Below are 21,646 nucleotides of genomic sequence, written 5' to 3' on the forward strand. Positions count from 1 at the left end.
AGACCTAAATCAAAGTTTGCAGGATTTAAAGTGTGAGCGGAGTAAAAAGGATTAAGGTTCCCCCCTAAATAAAGAGGTAAATAATGAGGTAAATAAGCTAGCGTAACCCAAACAATAAATTACGCTATTACCTTGATTGGTGTTAATTATCAGTCAGCTTTTTTAGCTAATTTTATCAGTACTCTACTAGCAGCAATAAAACCGAAAGTACCTGTAACAACGGTCACCGCACCAAAACCAGAAGCACAATCCATGCGCATACTTCCTTCAGCATCGGCTTTAGTGTTACATACACTGCCATCCGCCTGAGGGTAAACCAGTTGCTCAGTTGAAAACACCGCTTCAATGCTAAAACGTCGCTGTAGATTTTTAGAAAAATTATACTCACGTCTTAATATATTACGCACTTTTGCCAACAAAGGATCTTGGTAGGTCTTAGCAAGATCAGTGATCTGTATTTGAGTCGGGTCAACCTGCCCACCAGCTCCTCCAACGGTAACAATAGGCAGTTTCTGCCGCTTACACCAAGCGATCAAAGCCGCCTTAGGTTTGACAGCATCGATACAATCGACCACAAAATCTAAGTCCCCTTCCTGTTTTCTACCAATAAAGTAGTCACCTAGATTTTCCGGCGTAATAAAATCTTCAACCTGATTAACCTTACAGTCTGGATTGATCTGTAAAATACGCTCAGCCATCACCTCAACTTTAGACTCGCCTATTGTCGTTTTTAGAGCATGGATTTGACGGTTAGTATTTGTCACACAGATGTCATCGAGATCAATCAAGGTGATCTCGCCGATGCCACTTCTGGCTAAAGACTCTGCAACCCAAGTTCCCACACCACCTATGCCAACCACAGCAACATGAGATTGAGCAAATCGATTCAGGGCTTTTTGGCCATATAAACGACCAATACCAGCAAAACGATTAATATAGGCTTCAGAAAGCACCATCTTTTCCAACACAAACTCCAAAAACAATATTCTAACGGCCTAATCACGCCCCACTTTACAGCACGGTGAAAGTCAGCAAACATAAAAGTTGAGCAATTTTATCTTATTTCAGTCTTAATAACTAAAACTTGTTTTGCCCACACTAAAACACACACATGTTAAGTCATCTTTAAATAACAACTCACTAATAAGCAGTTGAAGATCTTCAGTTAAGTTTTAATGACTATTAATAAAAACTTTTGTAAATCAGCGTAGTAACCATCACATAAGTTGAACTTATTGTGATTGATATCACAAAGTCCAATCCACTATTTATGACAAAATTCAGTCCGATAGCTCGGTGAATTCAGAGTCTATCTGCAATATCGTCGTACTCAATGAGTTACCAACTTTCAAGCTTTACCCAATGAGCAATAGCTAAACCATTATTTTATAAAGCTGATACGCAAAAACGTCGCATCACTGCTACAATTTTAGCGATTGCTTATGTAATAAAAATGACACAAACCTGCATACTCGGTTTTTAAGTGCTGAATATGAATCTGTCACAAAAACAGGAGCTAAGCGGCTACAGAAGGTAAAAGTTTGATCTAGTCCACAATCTTATTGACATAAATCTGTAAACTTCGGCCTCATGTTTGTTACAAGGTTGGATGCTTGCAACAAGTCTAAACCATAAATAACCATTAAAAAATGGAGAAGAACTTAGGTTCTTGGGAGCACGTAAAACATGAAAAAAACACTAATCTCTGCATCAGTAGCATCTGTACTTACACTGGCTTCATTCGGCGCGCTAGCCGATGGTCCTAACTTCTATGGTCGTCTAGATCTTTCTGTGACTAACTCTGATAAGAGCAGCACACTTCAAAGTGGTACTAACGGTGCAGAAGTAGGCGAAAGCGGTACATACCTAGAAAACAACTTCTCACACGTGGGTGTTAAGGGCAGCGAAAGCCTAACTAGCAACATCGACGTGATCTACCAGATGGAGTTCCAAGTCGAGAACACTTCTGGCTCTGGTGACGTATTTAAGGCTCGTAACACTTTCCTAGGTCTTAAATCTACAGCAGGTACCGTACTTGTTGGTCGTAACGATACAGTATTTAAGCAAGCTGAAGGTGGCGTAGATATTTTCGGTAACACTAACGCCGATATCGATCGTCTAATTGGTGGCCAAACACGTTCTTCTGACGGTATCTGGTACTACTCTCCAAAGATCGCTGATTTAGTGACATTAAACGCAACTTACCTGATGGAAGATAACCAGACGGATAAAGCGGGTAACCGAATTGACGAAAACCAATATGCACTTAGTGCAACTATCGGTGACAAGAAGCTTAAAGCACAAAACTACTATGTAGCTGCCGCATACAACACTGTAGGCGGTATTGATGCTTACCGTGGTGTTGCTCAAGTCAAACTTGGTGATTTCAAAATCGGTGGTCTATTCCAGAATACTGAAAGCCAAACAGACTCAGCTCAGGAAGGTAACTCTTACTTCGTAAACGTGGCATACAACCTAAACGGCGTTAACCTAAAAGCTGAATACGGTAAAGATGAAGCTGGTTTCGGTAAGTACTACAAAAACATCACTGATGTTGAAGGCACTGACGTAAACGTTCAGTCAATCACTGTAGGTGCTGACTACAAGGTATCTAAATCAACTATGGTTTACGGTCACTACGCTATGTATGAAGGCGACCACAAAACTGCAGCTGGTAAAGTTAACCTAGAAGATGACAACGTATTCACAGTTGGTGTACGTTACAACTTCTAATCTTTAATTCAGAAGAACCTATCTAAATGAGGTTTCTGATATAAGATTTAAAGGCGACTTTTAGTCGCCTTTAATTTTTCAATAAACGCTTAAAAAGCCCAATATAAATGGGTGAATAACCACACATCCCCTTCACTGTCTTGAGTCAAATTTCACTCATATAAATTATTAACTCTTTCTTAAATTAAAGTATCTCTTTAATAAGTAATACCTTAACTAAAAAATAATACCTTGGCCTATTATTTGCCTTTATTACTCATGCTCCATGGGGATTATTCCGTATATCATCGATATAAAGCGTAAAAATTCGTTTCATTGATGAGAAAATGAAAATAATCAACTGAGCAATATGGATGGAGCAAAATAAGAATAATAGTTAACACTCAGTTCAAGGGAATATAGAAATGAACAAGACATTAATCTCTACAACACTTGCCTCAATGTTCACATTAACCTCATTCGGTGCGCTAGCCGATGGACCTAACTTCTATGGTCGACTAGACCTTGCAGTGACAAACTCAGATACTGGCGCGACAACGCAAGAGAAGAAAGATGGCACTGTAATTGAAAACAACTTCTCCCATATCGGTGTAAAAGGCAGTGAAACCTTAACTAAGGGTTTCGATGTTATCTACCAGATGGAGTTTCAAGTAGAAAATACCTCAAGCAATAAAGATGTTTTCAAGGCTAGAAATACCTACCTAGGCCTGAAAACAGTAGCGGGAACGTTACTTGTTGGTCGTAACGATACGGTATTTAAACAATCTGAAGGTGGTATCGATCTATTTGGTAACTCAAATGCTGATATCGATCGCTTAGTTGGTGGGCAAACTCGCTCTGCTGATGGGATATGGTACTACTCGCCAAAAATTGCCAATGCAATATCCATTAATGCGACATACCTGATGGAGGACAACCATCGTGACGCCAATGGTAATGTTATTGACGAAACTCAATACGCAATAAGTGCCATTATGGGTGATAAGAAGCTCAAGAACCAAAATTACTATCTGGCAGCCGCATACAATACTATCGGTGGAATAGATGCGTATCGGGGTGTTGCTCAAGTCAAACTTGGTGATTTCAAAATCGGTGGTCTATTCCAGAATACTGAAAGCCAAACTGACTCAACTCAAGAAGGTAACTCTTACTTCGTAAACGTGGCATACAACCTAAACGGCATCAATCTTAAAGCTGAATACGGTAAGGATGAGGCCGGTTTCGGTAAATACTACAAGAACATCACAGCCGACGTCAGGGGAACTGAAATCGATGTACAGGTTATCACCCTTGGTGCTGATTATAAGCTCACTAAATCGACACTGATTTATGGCCACTATGCCATGTATGAGGGTGACCATAATACATTAGCGGGTAAAGTGAGCTTAGAAGACGATAACATCTTCACCATAGGTGCACGTTACAACTTCTGATCCTATTGGCTTAAAGATAAAGCGACCAAATGGTCGCTTTTATGCCTGTATAGAAGCTGTCAGATAGGGAAGTCTAGCCTCTTCTTTTAAGCTGATAAACAGACTCTGTTAGCCAAGGTACCTGCTTATTTACAAAGCGTGGGTTCTCGTTTAACACATCTTCACTGCTAAGGAGCTCAAGCTCAAAATAATCGGCCATATTAGCCATTACCCAATCATTAGAAACGGCAAAGGGTGGCCCTTTTAGCGCTTCTTGTGGATAATCCAAAGTAACAAGCAGACCCATACTTTTTGGGGGTAGTAGCTCAATAAGCTTTTCGACATAGGCTAAACGCATCGACTCTGGCCAAGCAATCAAAGCGGCTCTATCATAAAAGGCATCCACTCCAGATAGCTCTTCGGGCGTTAAAGAGAAAAGATCTCCTTGATACAGTGTAATGTCGCTGGCATCAAATCGATTAAGCTCACTAATGGATTCTTTAGCGGGGGTCATCAAGTGGGGTAAACTGTTCTCAGCAAAAAACTGCTCTACAGCTGTTTGATTGAGCTCACACCCCACTACTTTATGGCCTAACTCAGCCAGATAGCAAAGATCCAAACTTTTACCGCATAGTGGAACAAATACCTGACTATTCGGCGCTAAATCAAGCGCGGGCCAGTATTTAATCAGCAAAGGATTCACTTCATTTAAATGAAAGCCTATCTGTTCTGCATTCCACTTACTGTGCCAAAAATCGGGTTCCATACATCTGTCCTATTCAAGTATCCTAGAGAAAGCGTCTCGCTGACTCAGCTTATATCCCGCTACTCTATAGGAACAGATCTTGGAAGCAAAGTGCTTCTCTACTGATTAGCGCTCTCCCTGATTATCAACTTGCCTAAAGCTGTTACTCGATAGCTAACACTTTTTGTGTTTTCCTCAGCCAAACACAGTTCTCACAGCCACAATTTCTTCTAGAGAGATGATGTGGTGTCAGGCTCGAATCGATAAAGTCGACAGCAATCAGAAGTTGCTGTTTAAGCTCAGCAACCGACTTTTCCTCAACTGCAACTAACTCATCGTTGTGATTCATCCACACACATTCCATCCCCTGATGGCAATTAAGACACTGCTCATCACTGGTATTAAAAAAACCTGCGTGGGGGCAAAACTTCAACTCCATAGATTGAACAATGCGTTTTCTTGGATAATCAAGTAGCTCAATTAATAGGGCTTTATCTACTTCAGTCATATGCCCTCCTTTACTTTTAATTCAGAGATCTAACGAAGTATTTATCGTTATATTAGTATCTGACTAAGAGATTACCTGCCAAAGTTTGTTGCTGAATTGATGTAGGTCAAGGTGTGTTCCGAAAAGGTTCGATAGAGAGGGGTATTTACTCTAACCCTGCAGTTAGATTCAGTTTTTACTAGAATATAACTCACGACAAAAATGCGGTTCAAGTATAAAGACTTAGAAAGTGATGGCAGAGTTTTATCGAAAGAGATTGGCATAGACTCAGCTTATTGATTTAATGGACTAGCGTCCCTAACACGAGTGTAGATAGTCAAATATGCCGAACTCCCAACCTCCCGCGAAACAGACTCATTCAACCACTCAACCTTCAACAAAGAAACCTGAGCCGCAACTGCAACATTTTTACATATCAGAAGAGCAATCTATCTACCTGCTCAAAGCTAACGATGCCCGTAAACACAGAGCCTGGATTCGACTCTGTAAACAGCAACTAGCAAAACTGGGTTATGTCGATCTGGACTTAGTCGGTAAAGGCGCTTACGGCTTTGTCTTTTCCGGTATCGATCCCAATGGTGAGGCCCATGTATTTAAGTTCTCACGGGTCACCTTACCTCAGCATGTACAAGACCGTCTCGAAGAGGAGGCCTTCATGCTATCTCAGGTTAAGCACCCTAACGTGCCTCCAGCAATTAAGTTTGCCCATGGAGGCAAACAGGGGATTTTAGTTATGGCACGCGCCCCCGGCGAAGATCTTGAGCAGCTATGTTTAAAAAGAGGCGCGCTTCCTGCCCATATGGTGATGAGTATCGCTAGGCAGCTGGCCAATATACTGCAGTATCTGCACCACGGTCGCCCTTTAGTTCATGGAGATATTAAACCCTCTAATCTGGTTTACGATGTTCAAACAGATCACCTCTCGCTTATAGACTGGGGCTCAGCCGTATTCGCTCAACGCGATGCAAAGGGGGAGCCCGTTAATGGCAACGTGATGGATCTACTTTCCAGCGACCACCAACACACCAATGCGAGGATGGGTGATGTTTATTTTATCGGAGAGGAGCAACTTAACGGTGAGCTATCCAGCACTCGATTCGATGAGCAAGGTGCCGCAGCCACTCTGTATGCCATCGCTTCAGGTCAAGCGAGTCGTTTTGGTAGCAAGGTGATAAAACCCACCAGCATTGGACTGCCAGTAGAGCTGGCTAGAACTCTAGACGGTATGCTTAGCGACAATCCAAAACAGCGACAACTGGCAGGTGATTACTTCCTAAAAAGCATGCTCCACAGTCATAGGATGCACCTACCAGCTTTAAATACGCCTCCCTTAGTAGAGGATATTCCTGTTTGGGAGTTGACTCGTGAACGTGACGTTGAGACCGTTATCTATAGCTCCCGTAAATCTTTCCTTAAAGAGCACACAGGAGAAGATCCCATAGAGAAAATGGACGATCTGCAACTGGAAAAGTATTACCGCAACTTTATGGCTGGAATGGGAGACACAGAGAAGGGCTTTATTGCTGCCGTAGGCCGATTAAGTCAATACTCTATCGTCGGAGGGTTAGCGATCCATTGGCAAGAAACCGGGGTGTTTATTGATTCAAACCTAGCGCTTTACAGCCGTGAGGAGCGAGAACCTCTTATCTTAGCCGTGAATAACATGGTCACCCTTGCCAGAGGGATCAAACGTATAGGGGTGTTTAAAGCCTGCTTTTTTAACGCGCGTGACACCTTGCATTTAGAGCGTGATAATACAGATAAGCCCTTCTTAATCGACCCCAATCAACAGCTCCCCTTCGAGGTTGGTAGAGTCCCCTCTTTAGAAGATAAATCTCGCCTGCACTCCTATTTTGAAGATGGACGAGATCCCGATGAAAACCTTGAACTTCCCAGTGAGATCATGACCGAACTGAGTTGGATCAATAAGATCCACCATACAGGGTGTATTATTTTCGAGGTGCTGCCTAAACATATGAAGGTACACAGTTACTTAAGGCTGCTTAACCCAAGGAAGCAGGCGGCATTCAGAGCCAGTTTGGACAGAATATTGAGTCATGTGGATAAGATACAGGGCAAAGGTGTCTCAGGCTTTATGAAGCTGCCATACAAGAATACCCGCAGGTTTAGTCATATCGACAGTAAAGAGGAGTGGTTTTACCCAAAAAACCCCAAAATGGGTACTAAGGGCTAACCGTTAAGAGGAAGGTAAACTGGCCTCCCTCTTTTCCAATCTAACTCTTAGGATCTTCTTTGCTATCCTCTTTATGCTCAACCCTATGTTCATTTGGATCGCGCTTATGCTCAAAATCACCATCAAAAGTATCACCACCTTCGGGATTTTGACTATCTCGCTTAAATGGGTCATTCCCAAAAGGACTGCCACCGCGTGAAAAACCACCAGGACCAAAACCGCCCTGAAAACCACCATTAGCTGCCACTTTGACTTGCATACGCTTATAAAGAAAACCAGCAACAGGGATACGGGTAAATGGCGTCAGCAAGACTAGGCCGATAAAGTCGGTCACAAAACCTGGGATCAAAAGCAGTAATCCGGCCACAGCCAACATCATACCTTCAACAATCTCCTGACCTGGCGCTTCGCCACGAGCCAGTTTTTGCTGAACCTGCATCAAGGTGCTAATTCCTTGACTGCGAACTAACGATACACCAACAATCGCTGTGAAAAAAACCAAACCAACAGTGGTCCAGCTACCTAAAGACTCACCAACTTTAATGAGAACATTGAGTTCAACTACAGGAACCAAAATAAAGATGACTATAAAAACAAAAAACACATCGACCTCACAAAATCTGGCAGAGAAAAAACAATTGTACCCAATATGAAAATTAAATGGGGGTTTACGGGTCTATTTTCAAGTAAAGCGTCTCCTTCAGCCCTTTTTCAAGTAATGAAGATAGGGATAAGCTCACTATTTTAGTGATGCATTAATGCAAGGAAATATGAAAACGCGTAAAGTAGTTTTCAAATTAGATATGTTAAGTTTAGCGACTTTAGCTTAAACCAGTTTTAACCACGCAAGCTAAAGAACAGATGAGATAACCATACTATGCAAGATGAGTTTCTACTGGTCATGACCAGCTGCCCAACCTCTGAACTGGCGACCAAAATTGCTCAGGTGTTAGTGGGGAGTAAGCTGGCTGCTTGTATACAGGTATCAGCTCCTGTTACCTCAATATATGAGTGGCAAGGAGAGATATGTGAAGAGACAGAATTCAACCTGCAGATAAAATGTTTAGCGCTGAACTATTCAGAGATAGAGACTCAAATAAAACAGCTGCATCCCTACGAGGTACCAGAAATCATCGCTGTCCCTATCAGTCATGGTTTACCTGACTACCTTAAGTGGATACATGATGTGAGTAAGAGATAAAAGTTAACAGCGAATCTATCATCTTGCCCATTTTAACCGTAACATCTGGGCCAGCCACCGATTTTTGATTGGATAACAGAACAAGATAAGCATGAAAAAAATAATCACTCTGGCACTTTCATTGGTGCTCACAAGCTCCCTACTACTGCTTACCCCTTTAGCTCATAGTGAAGGGGTTTTCAGTAACAGCAAGTTCAGCTTTCTTAAGGATGAACCTAAATTAATGCCTGTTGACGAAGCCTTTGTCTTCGATTTTAAGCAGGAAGGAGAACAACTTAAAATAAGCTGGGTTATCGCTGACGGTTACTACATGTATCGCGATAAACTCAAGTTTGAAGCAGAGGGTGCATTACTTGGTGAGATAGCTCTACCAAAAGGTAAAGAGCACAACGATGAATATTTTGGCGAACAAGAGGTTTACTACTCCTTCGTTGAGTTCCCCATCGCGATAAAAGAAGCTAGTGATCAGTCTAATGTCACCATCACCTTTATGGGCTGCGCCGAAGGAAAACTCTGCTTCCCTCCAACCAAAAAACAGGCACTGTTATCGGCAGTCCCCCTCAATGACGGCCTATTAAAAGATAAAGTTCAAGAGCTATCCACTCCAGAGGCTAGTAGTAAAACCGTAACAGAGCCTATAACACAGCAAGATAGCTTAAGTCAGATGCTATCAGGTGATAGCCTTCTGTGGACTTTAGTGATCTTTTTTGGATTAGGTATTGGCCTTGCGCTAACCCCGTGTGTTTTCCCAATGTATCCAATTCTATCTGGCATCATAGTCGGCCAAGGGAAGAAGTTATCGACAGCTAAGGCCTTTAGCCTCTCTATGGTCTATGTCCAAGGCATGGCGATCACCTACTCCTTGTTAGGACTCGTAGTGGCATCGGCAGGCATGAAGTATCAAGCGGCTCTGCAACATCCAGCTGTACTCATCGTATTAGCCATACTTTTCTTTGTCTTAAGCCTCTCTATGTTTGGCCTATACGAATTAAAGCTACCTTCAAGTTGGCAAGAGAAGATGAACAGCTTCTCCAACAACCAGAAGGGAGGCAATGTTATTGGTGTCTTCTTAATGGGGATCATCTCAGGCTTAGTCGCCTCACCTTGTACCACTGCTCCGCTCTCTGGTGCGCTGGTCTATGTTGCTCAAACTGGCGACCTATTGCAGGGATTTTTGGCACTATATGTATTGAGTATGGGCATGGGACTACCACTGCTTATCATAGGTACTTCAGGTGGTAAGCTACTGCCAAGAGCAGGTAGCTGGATGGATATCATCAAGACCATATTTGGCTTCCTTCTCATCGCTGTGTCTGTTGTGATGATCGGCAGAATCTGGCCAGGCCTTATCTCTGATATCCTATGGTCTATCTGGGGTGTCGCGCTAATTGGTTACCTGATGCACCAGAATAAGCTCACTGAGTTTAACTGGAAGCAATCGACTCGTTCAGTTCTACTGACTTTAGGCCTGTTAGCTAGCTTCTCCTATGGTTTCCAAGCGGTAATGAGTGAGCTCGGACTGCAAAACCATAGCCAAGGTGAACAAACACAACTTCATGGCCATAAACCCATTAAATCCATCGCTGACTTAGAGGCAGAAGTGAGCGCCGCGGCAGCACAGGGCAAGCCAGTTATGTTAGATCTTTATGCCGACTGGTGCGTTGCCTGCAAAGAGTTTGAAGCTATCACCTTTAAAGATCCAGAGGTGCAGAAACGTCTATCTCAAATAGTCTTCCTGCAGGCTGATGTGACTAAAAATGATATGACTGATATCGAACTGCTCGAACACTATGACGTACTTGGATTGCCGACACTGTTAATGTTTGACAGCTCTGGTGAGTTAAGTGATGAACTAAGAGTCACAGGCTTTATGAAGCCTGAAGCGTTTGCTAAACACTTAGATCTATTACTGGCTAAATAATACCAATCAGTATAAAGATTTGATCGCTCAGCGAGAGTTTAGCGGTCATGAGGCAAGTCAACGAGTGAAGAGCATAGTTATTCTACGGTTTAGCTCGTTAACGCAGTATCAGAACCACTAAAACTCGCCTGTAAGGAGTGTTTTTGGCTGCCTACTTCTGCGTTGAATGAATTCATAAGGGAACAACCATTCTATCATCCATTCGCCTTGAATTAGTTTGCCAAAACACACTCTGAGTAGATCAACTTCTTATACTGATTGGTATAATACCTCTCAGTAAAATACCCCATAAAAAAGCCTCCAGATGGAGGCTTTTTATTGAGTATTACTTCAACTCTTGTTCAAAGAGTTTATAGATACGTCTGTACTCATCTAACCAGCTCGATGGCTCCTTGAAACCATGTGGCTCAACTGGGTAGATAGCAGTTTCAAACATCGGCTTTTCAAGCTCAATCAAGCGTTGAACCAAACGCACACTATCTTGGAAGAAAACATTATCGTCTAATACTCCACTCATGATCAGCAGAGGCTTTTGTAACCCCTGTGCGTGCTCAATTGGCGAGCTACGCTCATAAGCGATTGGATCAACATCCGGTGTATTAAGGATATTTGAGGTATAAGGTGCATTATAGTGTGCCCAGTCAGTCACTGGACGCAGGGCTGCACCCGCTTGGAATAGCTCAGGCTCATTAAAGAGTGCCATAAAGGTCAGGAAGCCACCGTATGAGCCACCATAGGTGCCGACTCTGTTAGCATCAACATTAGCATTAGCTGCCATCCAGTTTACGCCATCTTCAAGATCTTCCACCTCTGGCGTGCCCATTTGACGATACACAGCTGTGCGCCAGTCACGTCCATATCCTTTCGAACCACGGTAATCCATATCCATCACCACATAACCTTGCTGGGTGAGTAGATTATGGAACATAAACTCGCGGAAATAGCCTGAGAAGCCATAATGAGCATTTTGCAGATAACCAGCACCATGATTAAAGATCACCGCAGGATACTTCTCTGCTTGGCTCTTATCATATCCTTGCGGCAGGTAAACTCTGGCATAAACTTCACCAGCGCCGTGACTTGATGGAACTGCAACCACCTCTGGTGCTTGCCATGCATAGTCCTTAAAAGCATCACTGGTGTATGAAGTCATCTTCTTAAGCTCACCACCGATCGGCTGCAGATAAAGCTCGCTTGGTTCTGTTCGACGAGAAGCGTTAAGCAGCAGGCTCTTCCCGTCCGGGCTTAAGCTGTAATCGAGTTGACCATCCCACTGGGTTAACTGCTCATCTTTACCTGTACTAACTTCAACACGGTACACGTTATCGATACCTGGATGGCGCTTATTTGCCTTGTAGTAGATAAACTGCGCTTTCGGGCCTAAGGTGATATCACTGACAACATATTTACCTTGAGTCAGCGGTTCAACCGGCTCGCCGGCACGTTTAAGGTAGATATGGGAATACCCAGTCTCCTCAGACAAATAATAGAGATCATCACTCTTTGGTAACCAACCAAACTGGTTAAAGTTATAGTTTACCCAAGCTTCATCATGCAGTCTGTGTTCAGTTGTTAATGAGCCTTTTTTCAGATCCAGTGTTGCTATCCAGCGATCTTTATTATCGATAGCTTCAAGCATGATAGCGACTTTATTCTCTGTCTCCTGCCACTGAATTGCGCTTTGCTCCCAACCCCAATCTTGCATTAGCTGAATTTTACGTGGTGTTCGCTCGCTCTTATATGACTCCCCTTTAGCCTTAGCATTTTCAGACTTAACCTTAGCCAGCACATCCTCATCAAAGCCCTCTAGCCCTTCGATAGTGATCGCTTTTTCTGTATGAGTATCAAGATCGAGCAGTACTAAACGCTCACCTGGGTTCTTATCTTCCGCAACGCGTGCTCTAGCAGGTACTGCATCAACATAACCCTCTTTACCTAAGTAGTTAGGCATAATGTCGTGCTCGCCGCGCCAGCTATACTTTTTATCGATGAGTGATAACAATACAAAGCGCCCGTCAGGTGAAAGAGATAGATTAGTCACCCTCTCCCCCTCTCCTAAATACCATACCTTGCTGGCCATTGTAGGATCCGCTTTTGTTAGCTCTTTCTTGTACTGCTCTTTTTGCTTCTCTTTATCATGTTGCTGCGCAACATATTGGATCAACCTGTGCTGCTGCTTAGCAATATAACTCGATGGATCTTCAACACCTTTAGGTTTAGCTGTCATCTTGATGCTAGCTATCTGCTCATGTAGGCCTGTGCTGTTGTGAATTTGGAAGATATCATCTCCCTGCCAGTAAGCGATATCACCGTTGTTAAGGAAGCGTACACCATTAACTGGCGTATTTTGTCTAGTCAACTGCGATACCTGACCGGAGCTCAACTGTTTTACAAATATGTTCCCTTGATAGATATACGCTTTTTTGCTTTTTTCGCTATTAAGCACACCGTATTGTTGGGAAGCATTGTGCAGTTCATTGAGAGATAGTTGAGTTGCAGTGGTCTCACCGACCCCTTGCTTAAAATAGTTTCTCACAGGATTGCCATGGGCTTGTCTTGCAAAATAGATAGACTGACTGTCATCCCCCCAATACGCCCCTTTAGCCAAAACTCCCATCCAATCTGGATTGGCCATTATCTGTTTTAAGGTAAGCGCTTCATTAACCTTAGGCGGGGTGGCGAGTAATACCTGATTTTGTAATGGAGTTAACTGTTCAGTTGCAGTTTGATCATTGGATGTTGCCGCACAGCCACTTAAGATGGCAATAGCCAGAACACTCAGTCCTGAATGTCTTATCAGACTTGTCATTACGCTTCCTTTTTATTTTTCAATGATCCTGACCATCAGATACAGAGAGTCATACAGCGTCATTGATATTATTTTGCGATATTTATATCACAAAATTGAGTAACTTTAGTCAGGAATATAAAGGAATCTTGTAACAAGCTGAGAAATTGAAGCGATAAAAAACAGCAAGGCTAAGAAGTTGTACAACTAACTTAAACTAAGGAAGTTTTGCAATAGCTCATGCCCTTGCTCAGTGAGCACTGACTCGGGGTGAAACTGAACCCCATAAATAGGAAGATGCTTATGGCTCATGGCCATGATCTCGCGACCACAATGTTCATCATCGAACCAGGCATCGAGAATGAAGTCTTTAGGCAGAGAGCCGACCAAAAGTGAATGATAGCGGGTCACAGTAAGTGGATCTTTCAGCTCTTTAAAGAGTCGCTTACCAAGATGGTTAATACAGCTGGTTTTACCGTGCATCACACGTTTAGCGCGGATCACTTGTGCCCCAAACACCTGAGCGATGGCCTGATGACCTAAGCAGACGCCTAAGATCGGCAATTTACCCGCAAAATGTTCAATCGCCGCTAACGATATCCCCGCCTCATTAGGACTACGGGGACCTGGTGAAATAATAATATGGCTTGGTGCTAGCTTCTCTATATCTACTAAAGTGATCTCATCATTACGCTTAACCACGACCTCTTGACCTAGCTGCTGGAAATATTGCACTAAGTTAAAAGTAAATGAGTCGTAATTGTCGATCATTAAAAGCATAAAACGGTCCGAAATATAAAACACTGCACTCTACCAATTGGGCGCAGATGCTACCACAGAGTCCCTTTAGGGTCACCACACATAACACAAAAACGGCTATGCTTAAGCCTAGATAAATAAGAGCGATTAAAATGCCGAACCTAGCCTCTCTTTTTCTTAAGCTATTGACCTTAGGCTGCCAACATAGCAGTAGTAAAACCTTAGAGCGTAAGGTAATACAGGTGAACCTTGGTGTGATGGTCAGCGCGACGACCATACTCACCTTTGATTTTCTGTTTTACCTTACAGGAAATGGAGCACTCATCTACTCCGGGCTGATACAGACTCCATTCCTGCTTTTGCTACCAACAGTCTGGTGGCTTAATCATACTGGCCGGCTATTTTTGGCAAGATGGGCTATCTTTATCATCGTCATATCTGATACAACTTCCACCCTGCTTTTAGCACAAGGAACCCAGCTACTAATCCATTACTACTTCCTGCTATTTGCCATCATTCCTGCTGCATTCTTCGAGATATCTCAATGGCGCTCATCGGCAATCTTATTTATAACCAACCTAAGCCTCTATTTTTTCTTCCAACTAAACGGCTGGGAGGCACTTCCTGAAATATATGAACTACAGGCGCAGCAACTCAATCTTCTTAGAGTTATCATGGTTGGATCCAGTGTGTTCACCATTATCTTACTGCTATTGATAAGTGAGCGTTACTCAGAAAGGAATGAGATTTTTCTAGAAAAACTTGCCAATACCGATCCCCTAACCTCCCTCAATAACCGTCGCCACTTTATCGATAATGTTCAGCAACAACTGGCAAAAAAGTTAGATCAAAACCTGGCTCTTGCCATCATAGATATAGACCACTTTAAACAAATTAATGACACTGGTGGTCACGATGCAGGAGATGAAGCACTCAAGCATATTAGCCAGATACTTAGTAAGCATGTTGGGGAAAAGGAGCTGCTGGCAAGGATTGGAGGTGAGGAGTTCGCGATCCTCTACATAGAGTCCACTGCAGAGTTAGCGACGAAAAAAGGCGATGCACTTCTTAGGCAGTTTGAAAACACTCCTTTTTACTATTTCGAAAAGGAGTACAAGATCACCGCCTCAATCGGTTTATGCTTATTTACAGGCCAGCAAGATCTAGATCAAGTGATGAGGGAGGCAGATGAGGCGCTTTATCAGGCTAAAGAGGGGGGAAGAAACCGACAAAAGATCAAAAAAATTGCATAAAAAAGCCAGTCGTCTGACTGGCTCTTCTTATCTAACTCGCTAAGTCTTACTTAACCAGCGTCAGGTGACCTCGTCGCTTTGGCTCTGATGTTTTAGGAGTTTCATCCACAGCCTCAATGACAACGTCTTCATCTTCTGCTTCTTCAACTACAGATAAACCAGACTCAAACTCATCATCTTCAAGTTGATAGGCTTCCTCTACATCAAAAACAGTACCTGCACCATTTTCTCTGGCGTAGATAGCAACAATTGATGCCATAGGAAGAACAACCTGCTGAGGTACACCACCAAAACGTGCATTGAACTCAATATACTCATGACCAATCTGTAGATTACCTACAGCTGAAGAGGTGATATTAAGTACAATCTGACCATCTTTAACATATTGCTGTGGAACTTGAGTACCCGGAACAAAGGCGTCAACAACGACATGTGGGGTCAACTCATTATCCATTAACCAGTCATAATATGCCTGTAATAAATATGGACGATTCGGGGTCATAGGTTTCATTTAAGCACCCATGCGCATTTCGCGCTCAGCCTCAGTTAAAGACGCTTTAAATGATTCACGATCGAATAGACGTGTCATATAGGCTTTAACTTCTTTCGCTGTACGGATATCAAGTTCGATACCAAGTACAGGTAGACGCCACAACAGTGGGCCAAGGTAACAATCAGCTAAACCAAACTCTTCAGCCATAAAATATGGCATCTCACTAAATACTGGTGCGATAGCCGTTAAACCTTCTTGCAGCTCCTTACGAGCAGCGTCAGCACGGTCACCAGTTCTAATACGCTCAACCAGCGTGTACCAATCATGTTGGATACGGTGCATCATTAAACGTGTGCGTCCGCGTGAAACTGGGTACACAGGCATTAGAGGTGGATGTGGGAAACGCTCATCCAAGTACTCCATAATGATACGAGAGTTGTAAAGCACTAGCTCACGATCAACCAAAGTTGGCACTGTGTTGTAAGGGTTCAATTCGATTAAATCTTCAGGCATTTCACTTGGTTCAACCTGAAGTACATCAACTGTAACTCCTTTTTCAGCTAAGACGATACGAACTTGATGACTATAGAGATCGTCAGCACCTGAATACAGGGTCATGATTGAGCGTTTATTGGCAGCAACAGCCATTGATACCCTCCGAGATTTAAAGGAAAAAGCAAAAAAACAAAAAGCAAAACGAGGGGCAAAGCCCCCCGTTTACAGTATGCGAATAATGCATTCTAACCTTTCTAAAGGTTAGTGTACATCTTTCCAGTACTCTTTCTTCAGGAAGTAAGCAATGATGAAGAAGATAAACAGGAAGCCCATTACCCACCAACCTAAGCTTTCACGCTCAAGTTTAACAGGATCACCCGAGTAAACGAGGAATCCGGTGATATCACGAACCACTTGATCATACTCTTCAGCATTTAGCTTGCCACCAGTAGAAACTATTGTGCCATCCTCTTGCTTAACTGGAAGGCCTTGTAGCTCCTGCATTACATGAGGCATACCTACAGATGGGAATACAGTATTATTCACACCGAATGGACGGCTCTCATCATGGTAGAAACCTTTCAGATAAGAGTAGATCCAATCTTCACCACGTACTCGTGCAACTAAGGTCAGATCTGGTGGAGTAGCACCAAACCACTTAGCAGCATCTTTAGATGGAATGGAGTTTTCCATCAAGCTACCGATCTTAATGCTATCGTCAAATATATACTTAGCACGCATATCATCAACAGAGATGCCTAAGTCATCGGCAACACGGCCATAACGCTGATATTGAGTACTATGACAGCCAGCACAGTAGTGCTGAAAACTATCTAAACCACGTTGTAGTGACTCTTTATCATGGAGATCAATATTTGCACTCTCTAAAGGTACATGTGATCCACCAGCAGCAAATGCTAGAGACGGAATTAAGGTAACTAATGCAATAATTAATTTTTTCATTAGTGAGTCAACCTCTCTGGTACAGGTTTAGTCTTCTCATTCTTACTGTAGATCCACAGCGCTAAGAAGAAGCCGAAGTAAGTCAGAGTAAAGATACGAGCAGCGATAGTCAGAGCTGGAGTAGCAGGAACCGCACCTAGGTAACCTAGAACGATAAATGACACTGCAAACTGACTGATGTTCAACTTATGAACCATGCTGCGGTAACGTATCGACTTAACCTTACAGCGGTCTAACCAAGGCAATACAAACAGTACTGCAATAGCAAGCCCCATACCCACAACACCTAATAATTTATCAGGGATTGCACGCAAAATTGCATAGAAAGGTGTGAAGTACCAAACCGGTGCAATATGCTCAGGGGTCTTCATCGGGTTAGCAGCCTCGAAGTTAGGTTTCTCAAGGAAGTAACCACCACCTTCAGGCATAAAGAAGAGCACATAACAGAAGATTATCAGGAAGCCTGCGACACCCATGATATCTTTAACTGTGTAGTAAGGGTGGAACGGAATACCATCAACTGGCCAGCCATTCTCATCTTTATTCTTCTTAATCTCGATACCGTCTGGGTTATTCGATCCCACTTCATGCAGCGCAATCAAGTGAAGGAAAACAAGAACAACTAATACCAGAGGTAGTGCGATAACATGGAGTGCAAAGAAACGGTTAAGCGTTGCACCAGAGACGACAAAGTCACCACGGATCCACAAGGTAAGATCATCACCAATAACAGGAATAGCCCCAAACAATGAGATAATAACCTGTGCTCCCCAGTAGGACATCTGTCCCCATGGAAGCAGGTAACCCATAAAGGCTTCAGCCATTAACACTAGGAAGATCAGCATACCGAAGAGCCAGAGTAGTTCTCTAGGCTTCTGGTATGAACCGTAAATTAAACCACGGAACATATGCAGGTATATCACCACAAAAAATGCCGAAGCACCTGTGGAGTGCATATAACGTAGTAACCAACCATACTCAACATCACGCATGATGTATTCGATTGAAGCAAATGCGCCTTCAGCCGTAGGTACATAGTTCATCGTCAACCAGATCCCTGTTAGTAACTGATTAACCAGAACTAACATGGCTAGTGAGCCAAAAAAGTACCAAAAGTTAAAGTTAGTCGGTGTCGCATATTGACCAACATGACGGTTGTAGGTGGCCGTCATTGGTATACGAGCATCAATCCAATCAACTATATTCTTAACCATTACGCATCCCCCTGGTCTACACCGATGATGACATTGTTATCGTCGATATACTGATGAGGTGGAACTACTAAGTTCAACGGAGCGGGTACACCTTGGAATACACGACCAGCCATATCAAACTTAGAACCATGACATGGACAGAAGAAACCAGAAGGCACGCCTTCAACCTGCTCACCAAATGTATCTGGTAAGTAGGTAGGAGAACAACCTAAGTGAGTACATAGGCCCACTGCGATAAAGAACTCAGGGTTGATTGAACGTCCAGCATTCTGCGCGTAAGCAGGCTGCTGTTCTTCAACTGATGCAGGATCACGAAGTTGATCATCAAGAGTTGCAAGATTCTCAAGAATCTCCTCAGTACGGCGTACAACCCATACAGGCTTTCCACGCCACTCAACACGGATCAATTGACCCGGCTCTACTTTACTTATGTTTACTTCAACCGGCGCACCTGCAGCTTTCGCTTTGGCACTCGGATTCCATGACTTTATAAAAGGAACCGCTACAGCGACGGCACCTGCACCACCTACTACGGCGGTTGCTGCGGTCAGAAATCTGCGACGTCCGGTATCGACTGGCGCATTGCTCATCCACTTATCTCCAGAGAGTGTTGGAATTTTTGTTGTTAATTTTTCAGAATTTGGTGTTTACCTCAAAACGTAAAAACGAAACTTGAGGTGGTGCTCATTATAGCCAAAAATCAGAAGCAGATCATAGTAAAACAGATAACAAAGTTAACTATGTTAGGAAAATACTCTGCTTAGCTTAAAAAACACACGTTATAACTAAGGTTTTAAAGGGAAGGCAACAAAAAGATAGGAGAAAAACAAATAGCATCTTTTTCTAAATTAGAGAGTTAGATGCGGGAAATAAAAAAAGCTCGGACTAAGCCGAGCTTTTAATTCAAACAGATTTATTTCAACTGAGAGTTATTCATATACTTGAAAAACTCACTATCAGGCTCTAAAACCATCACATTAGATCCGTCTGAAAAACTCTCTTTATACGCTTCTAAGCTACGAAGAAAACTATAGAACTCAGGATCTTGAGAGTATGCATCAGAATAAATCTTTGCTGAAGTTGCATCACCTTCACCTCTGATCTCTAACGCTTTACGTTCTGCATCAGCGATTTGAACAGTTACTGAAGCATCTGTTTTAGCACGGATAATCTCAGACTGTTCCATACCTTGAGCTCTATGCTCTTTAGCAACAGCGGTACGCTCTGCGCGCATACGCTGATAGATACTTGAACTGACGTTTGCAGGTAAGTTGATCTGTTTAACCCTAACATCAACCACTTCGATACCAAGATCTTCAGCACTTTCTGCAGCATTAGTTAACGCATCTTGCTGAAGTTCATCACGGCTACCAGAAACAATCTCCTTAATCGTACGTCGACCAAACTCCGTACGAAGGTCATTGTTAATCTTACGCTGTAATAGAGACTCCGCATTGGCTTTAATACCGCCACCAGTTGATAGGTAGTATTTCTCGAAATCAGAAATTCTCCACTTCACATAAGAGTCAACCATAAGGTCTTTCTTCTCTGAAGTAACAAATCTGTCAGCTGCGCCATCCATTGTCTGGATACGCGAATCAAGAAACCTAATCTTATCTATCATAGGCAGTTTAAGGTGAAGACCTGGCTCATAGATACGAGTCACACCTTCATCTTTTAAAATCTTGCCAAAGCGTGAAACAATTGCTCTTTCGCCCTCATTAACAACCAAGATTGAGGACAAGAGTACGGCGACAAGCACCGCTGCAATAATTGCGACTAATCTTCCCATTCTTAGTTTCTCCCCTGACGTTCGCCGCGTGATGGGCGTGAGTCAATTGGCATGCTGTTCTGGCCCATAGTACTGCTCGATGAATTAAGCGAAGCAGCTGAATTCACTTTTTGAGGCTTAGCACCAGACTGATTCTTTTGCATCAGTTTATCCAGAGGTAAATACATCATGTTATTACTACTCTTAGAGTCTACAAGCACTTTACTTGTTCCAGACATAACCGTTTGCATTGCATCTAGATACAAACGCTCACGTGTCACTTCTGGTGCAGCCTTATATTGAGGAAGTAAAAGCTCAAAGCGAGCAACCTTACCTCTAGCCTCTAGGATTTCACGCTCTTTATAAGCGTTAGCTTGTTGCTCCATACGCTGAACTTGACCACGAGCTTTTGGTTCAATGGCTCTGGCGTATGCTTCCGCTTCACGAATAAAGCGCTGTTCATCTTCTTGAGCAGAGATAGCGTCATCGAAAGCATCTTTAACCTCTTCCGGCGGACGAGCCGGTAGGAAGTTAACATCTTCAATCGCTATACCAAGCTTATAAGGCTCAATAATACGCTCAACTTCAGCCCAAGTATCACGACGGATCTGATCACGACCAGTAGTTAAGATGTCATCCATCTTGTTGTGACCAACAACATAGCGCAAGGCACTATCCGTTGCTTCACGTAAACTGGCATTAGCATCAACGGCGCTGAATAGGAAACGGTATGCATCAACCACTCGATACTGAACGTCAAGCTCAACTAAGACGACGTTTTCATCGGCTGTCAACATACTTCCAGACGCAGGAATTGAACGAACTGTATTCACGTTAACAGGGAATACTTCATCAATGAATGTAGCCTTCCATTGTAAACCTGGCTCTACTTCACCAACATACTGACCAAATCTCAGCGCCACGCCTTTTTCAGCTTCTTTAACTGTATAGAAACCTGATAGCCCCCACACAACAATAGCAATGCCTAAAACGATGATTAGGCTAAATGAGCTAAAGCTCGAGCCAGAACCATTGCCTTTGCCACCGCCAAAGCGTTTAGAGATGTTACGAAACACCTCATCTAGATCTGGTGGTCCCTTATCGTTACCATTCTTATTCCCCCAAGGGTCTTTACCCTTGTTACCGGGCTCATTCCAAGCCATTTAGCACTCCACTGGTGTATGAAATAAATGAGA

At 43.0% G+C, this 21,646-nt stretch carries 19 protein-coding genes; 6 read left to right on the forward strand and 13 right to left on the reverse strand.

Features of this window, described 5'->3' with window-relative positions:
- Nucleotides 1–149: 149 nt before the first annotated feature.
- Nucleotides 150–956 carry a tRNA cyclic N6-threonylcarbamoyladenosine(37) synthase TcdA gene (gene tcdA / locus SWOO_RS21280; RefSeq protein ID WP_041418337.1) on the reverse strand — a complete coding sequence of 269 codons (807 nt, stop codon included), beginning with the start codon at nucleotides 954–956 and terminating at the stop codon, nucleotides 150–152.
- Between the two features lie 730 nt (nucleotides 957–1,686).
- On the opposite strand from tcdA, the gene SWOO_RS21285 reads away from it, so the two are divergent.
- Together SWOO_RS21285 and SWOO_RS21290 are read left to right on the forward strand one after the other, a co-directional pair.
- Complete coding sequence (locus SWOO_RS21285; protein WP_012326736.1) at nucleotides 1,687–2,733, forward strand: porin; 1,047 nt, start codon at nucleotides 1,687–1,689, stop codon at nucleotides 2,731–2,733.
- A 404-nt stretch (nucleotides 2,734–3,137) separates the two neighbouring features.
- On the forward strand, nucleotides 3,138–4,166 hold the full coding sequence (locus SWOO_RS21290; RefSeq protein ID WP_012326737.1) for a porin: 1,029 nt from the start codon (nucleotides 3,138–3,140) through the stop codon (nucleotides 4,164–4,166).
- A gap of 73 nt (nucleotides 4,167–4,239) precedes the next feature.
- On the opposite strand, the gene SWOO_RS21295 is transcribed toward SWOO_RS21290, so the two are convergent.
- Nucleotides 4,240–4,911, reverse strand: coding sequence for a thiopurine S-methyltransferase (locus SWOO_RS21295; protein WP_012326738.1), 672 nt, complete (start codon nucleotides 4,909–4,911; stop codon nucleotides 4,240–4,242).
- Nucleotides 4,912–5,053: 142 nt separating this feature from the next.
- Nucleotides 5,054–5,398, reverse strand: coding sequence for a hypothetical protein (locus SWOO_RS21300; protein WP_012326739.1), 345 nt, complete (start codon nucleotides 5,396–5,398; stop codon nucleotides 5,054–5,056).
- A 322-nt stretch (nucleotides 5,399–5,720) separates the two neighbouring features.
- On the opposite strand from SWOO_RS21300, the gene SWOO_RS21305 reads away from it, so the two are divergent.
- Nucleotides 5,721–7,592: a serine/threonine protein kinase gene (locus SWOO_RS21305; RefSeq protein ID WP_012326740.1), complete on the forward strand. Its 1,872-nt coding sequence runs from the start codon at nucleotides 5,721–5,723 to the stop codon at nucleotides 7,590–7,592.
- 40 nt (nucleotides 7,593–7,632) lie between these two features.
- Here SWOO_RS21305 and SWOO_RS21310 read toward each other — a convergent pair whose 3' ends face one another.
- A complete protein-coding gene (locus SWOO_RS21310; RefSeq protein ID WP_012326741.1) occupies nucleotides 7,633–8,196 on the reverse strand; it encodes an FxsA family protein in 564 nt (187 codons plus the stop codon).
- Nucleotides 8,197–8,469: 273 nt separating this feature from the next.
- On the opposite strand from SWOO_RS21310, the gene cutA reads away from it, so the two are divergent.
- Together cutA and SWOO_RS21320 are read left to right on the forward strand one after the other, a co-directional pair.
- Nucleotides 8,470–8,793 (forward strand): divalent-cation tolerance protein CutA, encoded by a 324-nt coding sequence (cutA, locus tag SWOO_RS21315; protein ID WP_012326742.1) that lies wholly within the window; start codon nucleotides 8,470–8,472, stop codon nucleotides 8,791–8,793.
- 91 nt (nucleotides 8,794–8,884) lie between these two features.
- Complete coding sequence (locus SWOO_RS21320) at nucleotides 8,885–10,714, forward strand: protein-disulfide reductase DsbD (RefSeq protein WP_012326743.1); 1,830 nt, start codon at nucleotides 8,885–8,887, stop codon at nucleotides 10,712–10,714.
- 325 nt (nucleotides 10,715–11,039) lie between these two features.
- On the opposite strand, the gene SWOO_RS21325 is transcribed toward SWOO_RS21320, so the two are convergent.
- Together SWOO_RS21325 and SWOO_RS21330 are read right to left on the reverse strand one after the other, a co-directional pair.
- Nucleotides 11,040–13,523 carry a S9 family peptidase gene (locus tag SWOO_RS21325; protein WP_012326744.1) on the reverse strand — a complete coding sequence of 828 codons (2,484 nt, stop codon included), beginning with the start codon at nucleotides 13,521–13,523 and terminating at the stop codon, nucleotides 11,040–11,042.
- Nucleotides 13,524–13,709: 186 nt separating this feature from the next.
- Nucleotides 13,710–14,282: an anthranilate synthase component II gene (locus SWOO_RS21330; protein WP_012326745.1), complete on the reverse strand. Its 573-nt coding sequence runs from the start codon at nucleotides 14,280–14,282 to the stop codon at nucleotides 13,710–13,712.
- A gap of 131 nt (nucleotides 14,283–14,413) precedes the next feature.
- On the opposite strand from SWOO_RS21330, the gene SWOO_RS25640 reads away from it, so the two are divergent.
- Entirely contained in the window at nucleotides 14,414–15,514 is a 1,101-nt protein-coding gene (locus SWOO_RS25640) for a GGDEF domain-containing protein (RefSeq protein WP_012326746.1), read from the forward strand.
- A gap of 46 nt (nucleotides 15,515–15,560) precedes the next feature.
- On the opposite strand, the gene SWOO_RS21340 is transcribed toward SWOO_RS25640, so the two are convergent.
- The 7 genes from SWOO_RS21340 to hflK form a co-directional block, all read right to left on the reverse strand.
- Nucleotides 15,561–16,025, reverse strand: a complete 465-nt coding sequence (locus SWOO_RS21340) for a ClpXP protease specificity-enhancing factor (RefSeq protein ID WP_012326747.1) — start codon at nucleotides 16,023–16,025, stop codon at nucleotides 15,561–15,563.
- Nucleotides 16,026–16,655 (reverse strand): stringent starvation protein SspA, encoded by a 630-nt coding sequence (gene sspA, locus SWOO_RS21345; protein ID WP_012326748.1) that lies wholly within the window; start codon nucleotides 16,653–16,655, stop codon nucleotides 16,026–16,028.
- Between the two features lie 108 nt (nucleotides 16,656–16,763).
- The gene (locus SWOO_RS21350) at nucleotides 16,764–17,465 is read right to left on the reverse strand and encodes a cytochrome c1 (protein WP_012326749.1); all 702 of its coding nucleotides are present in this window, start codon (nucleotides 17,463–17,465) and stop codon (nucleotides 16,764–16,766) included.
- Nucleotides 17,465–18,679, reverse strand: a complete 1,215-nt coding sequence (locus SWOO_RS21355; RefSeq protein WP_012326750.1) for a cytochrome b — start codon at nucleotides 18,677–18,679, stop codon at nucleotides 17,465–17,467. Before SWOO_RS21355 ends, SWOO_RS21350 begins: the two co-directional genes overlap by 1 nt.
- Nucleotides 18,679–19,269: a ubiquinol-cytochrome c reductase iron-sulfur subunit gene (gene petA / locus SWOO_RS21360; RefSeq protein ID WP_012326751.1), complete on the reverse strand. Its 591-nt coding sequence runs from the start codon at nucleotides 19,267–19,269 to the stop codon at nucleotides 18,679–18,681. The genes SWOO_RS21355 and petA overlap by 1 nt, the downstream gene beginning before the upstream one ends.
- A gap of 323 nt (nucleotides 19,270–19,592) precedes the next feature.
- Nucleotides 19,593–20,471 (reverse strand): protease modulator HflC, encoded by an 879-nt coding sequence (gene hflC, locus SWOO_RS21365; RefSeq protein ID WP_012326752.1) that lies wholly within the window; start codon nucleotides 20,469–20,471, stop codon nucleotides 19,593–19,595.
- 2 nt (nucleotides 20,472–20,473) lie between these two features.
- The gene (gene hflK / locus SWOO_RS21370; protein ID WP_012326753.1) at nucleotides 20,474–21,613 is read right to left on the reverse strand and encodes an FtsH protease activity modulator HflK; all 1,140 of its coding nucleotides are present in this window, start codon (nucleotides 21,611–21,613) and stop codon (nucleotides 20,474–20,476) included.
- Nucleotides 21,614–21,646: the final 33 nt, after the last annotated feature.

The sequence above is a fragment of the Shewanella woodyi ATCC 51908 genome (assembly GCF_000019525.1).
Classification (GTDB): domain Bacteria; phylum Pseudomonadota; class Gammaproteobacteria; order Enterobacterales; family Shewanellaceae; genus Shewanella; species Shewanella woodyi.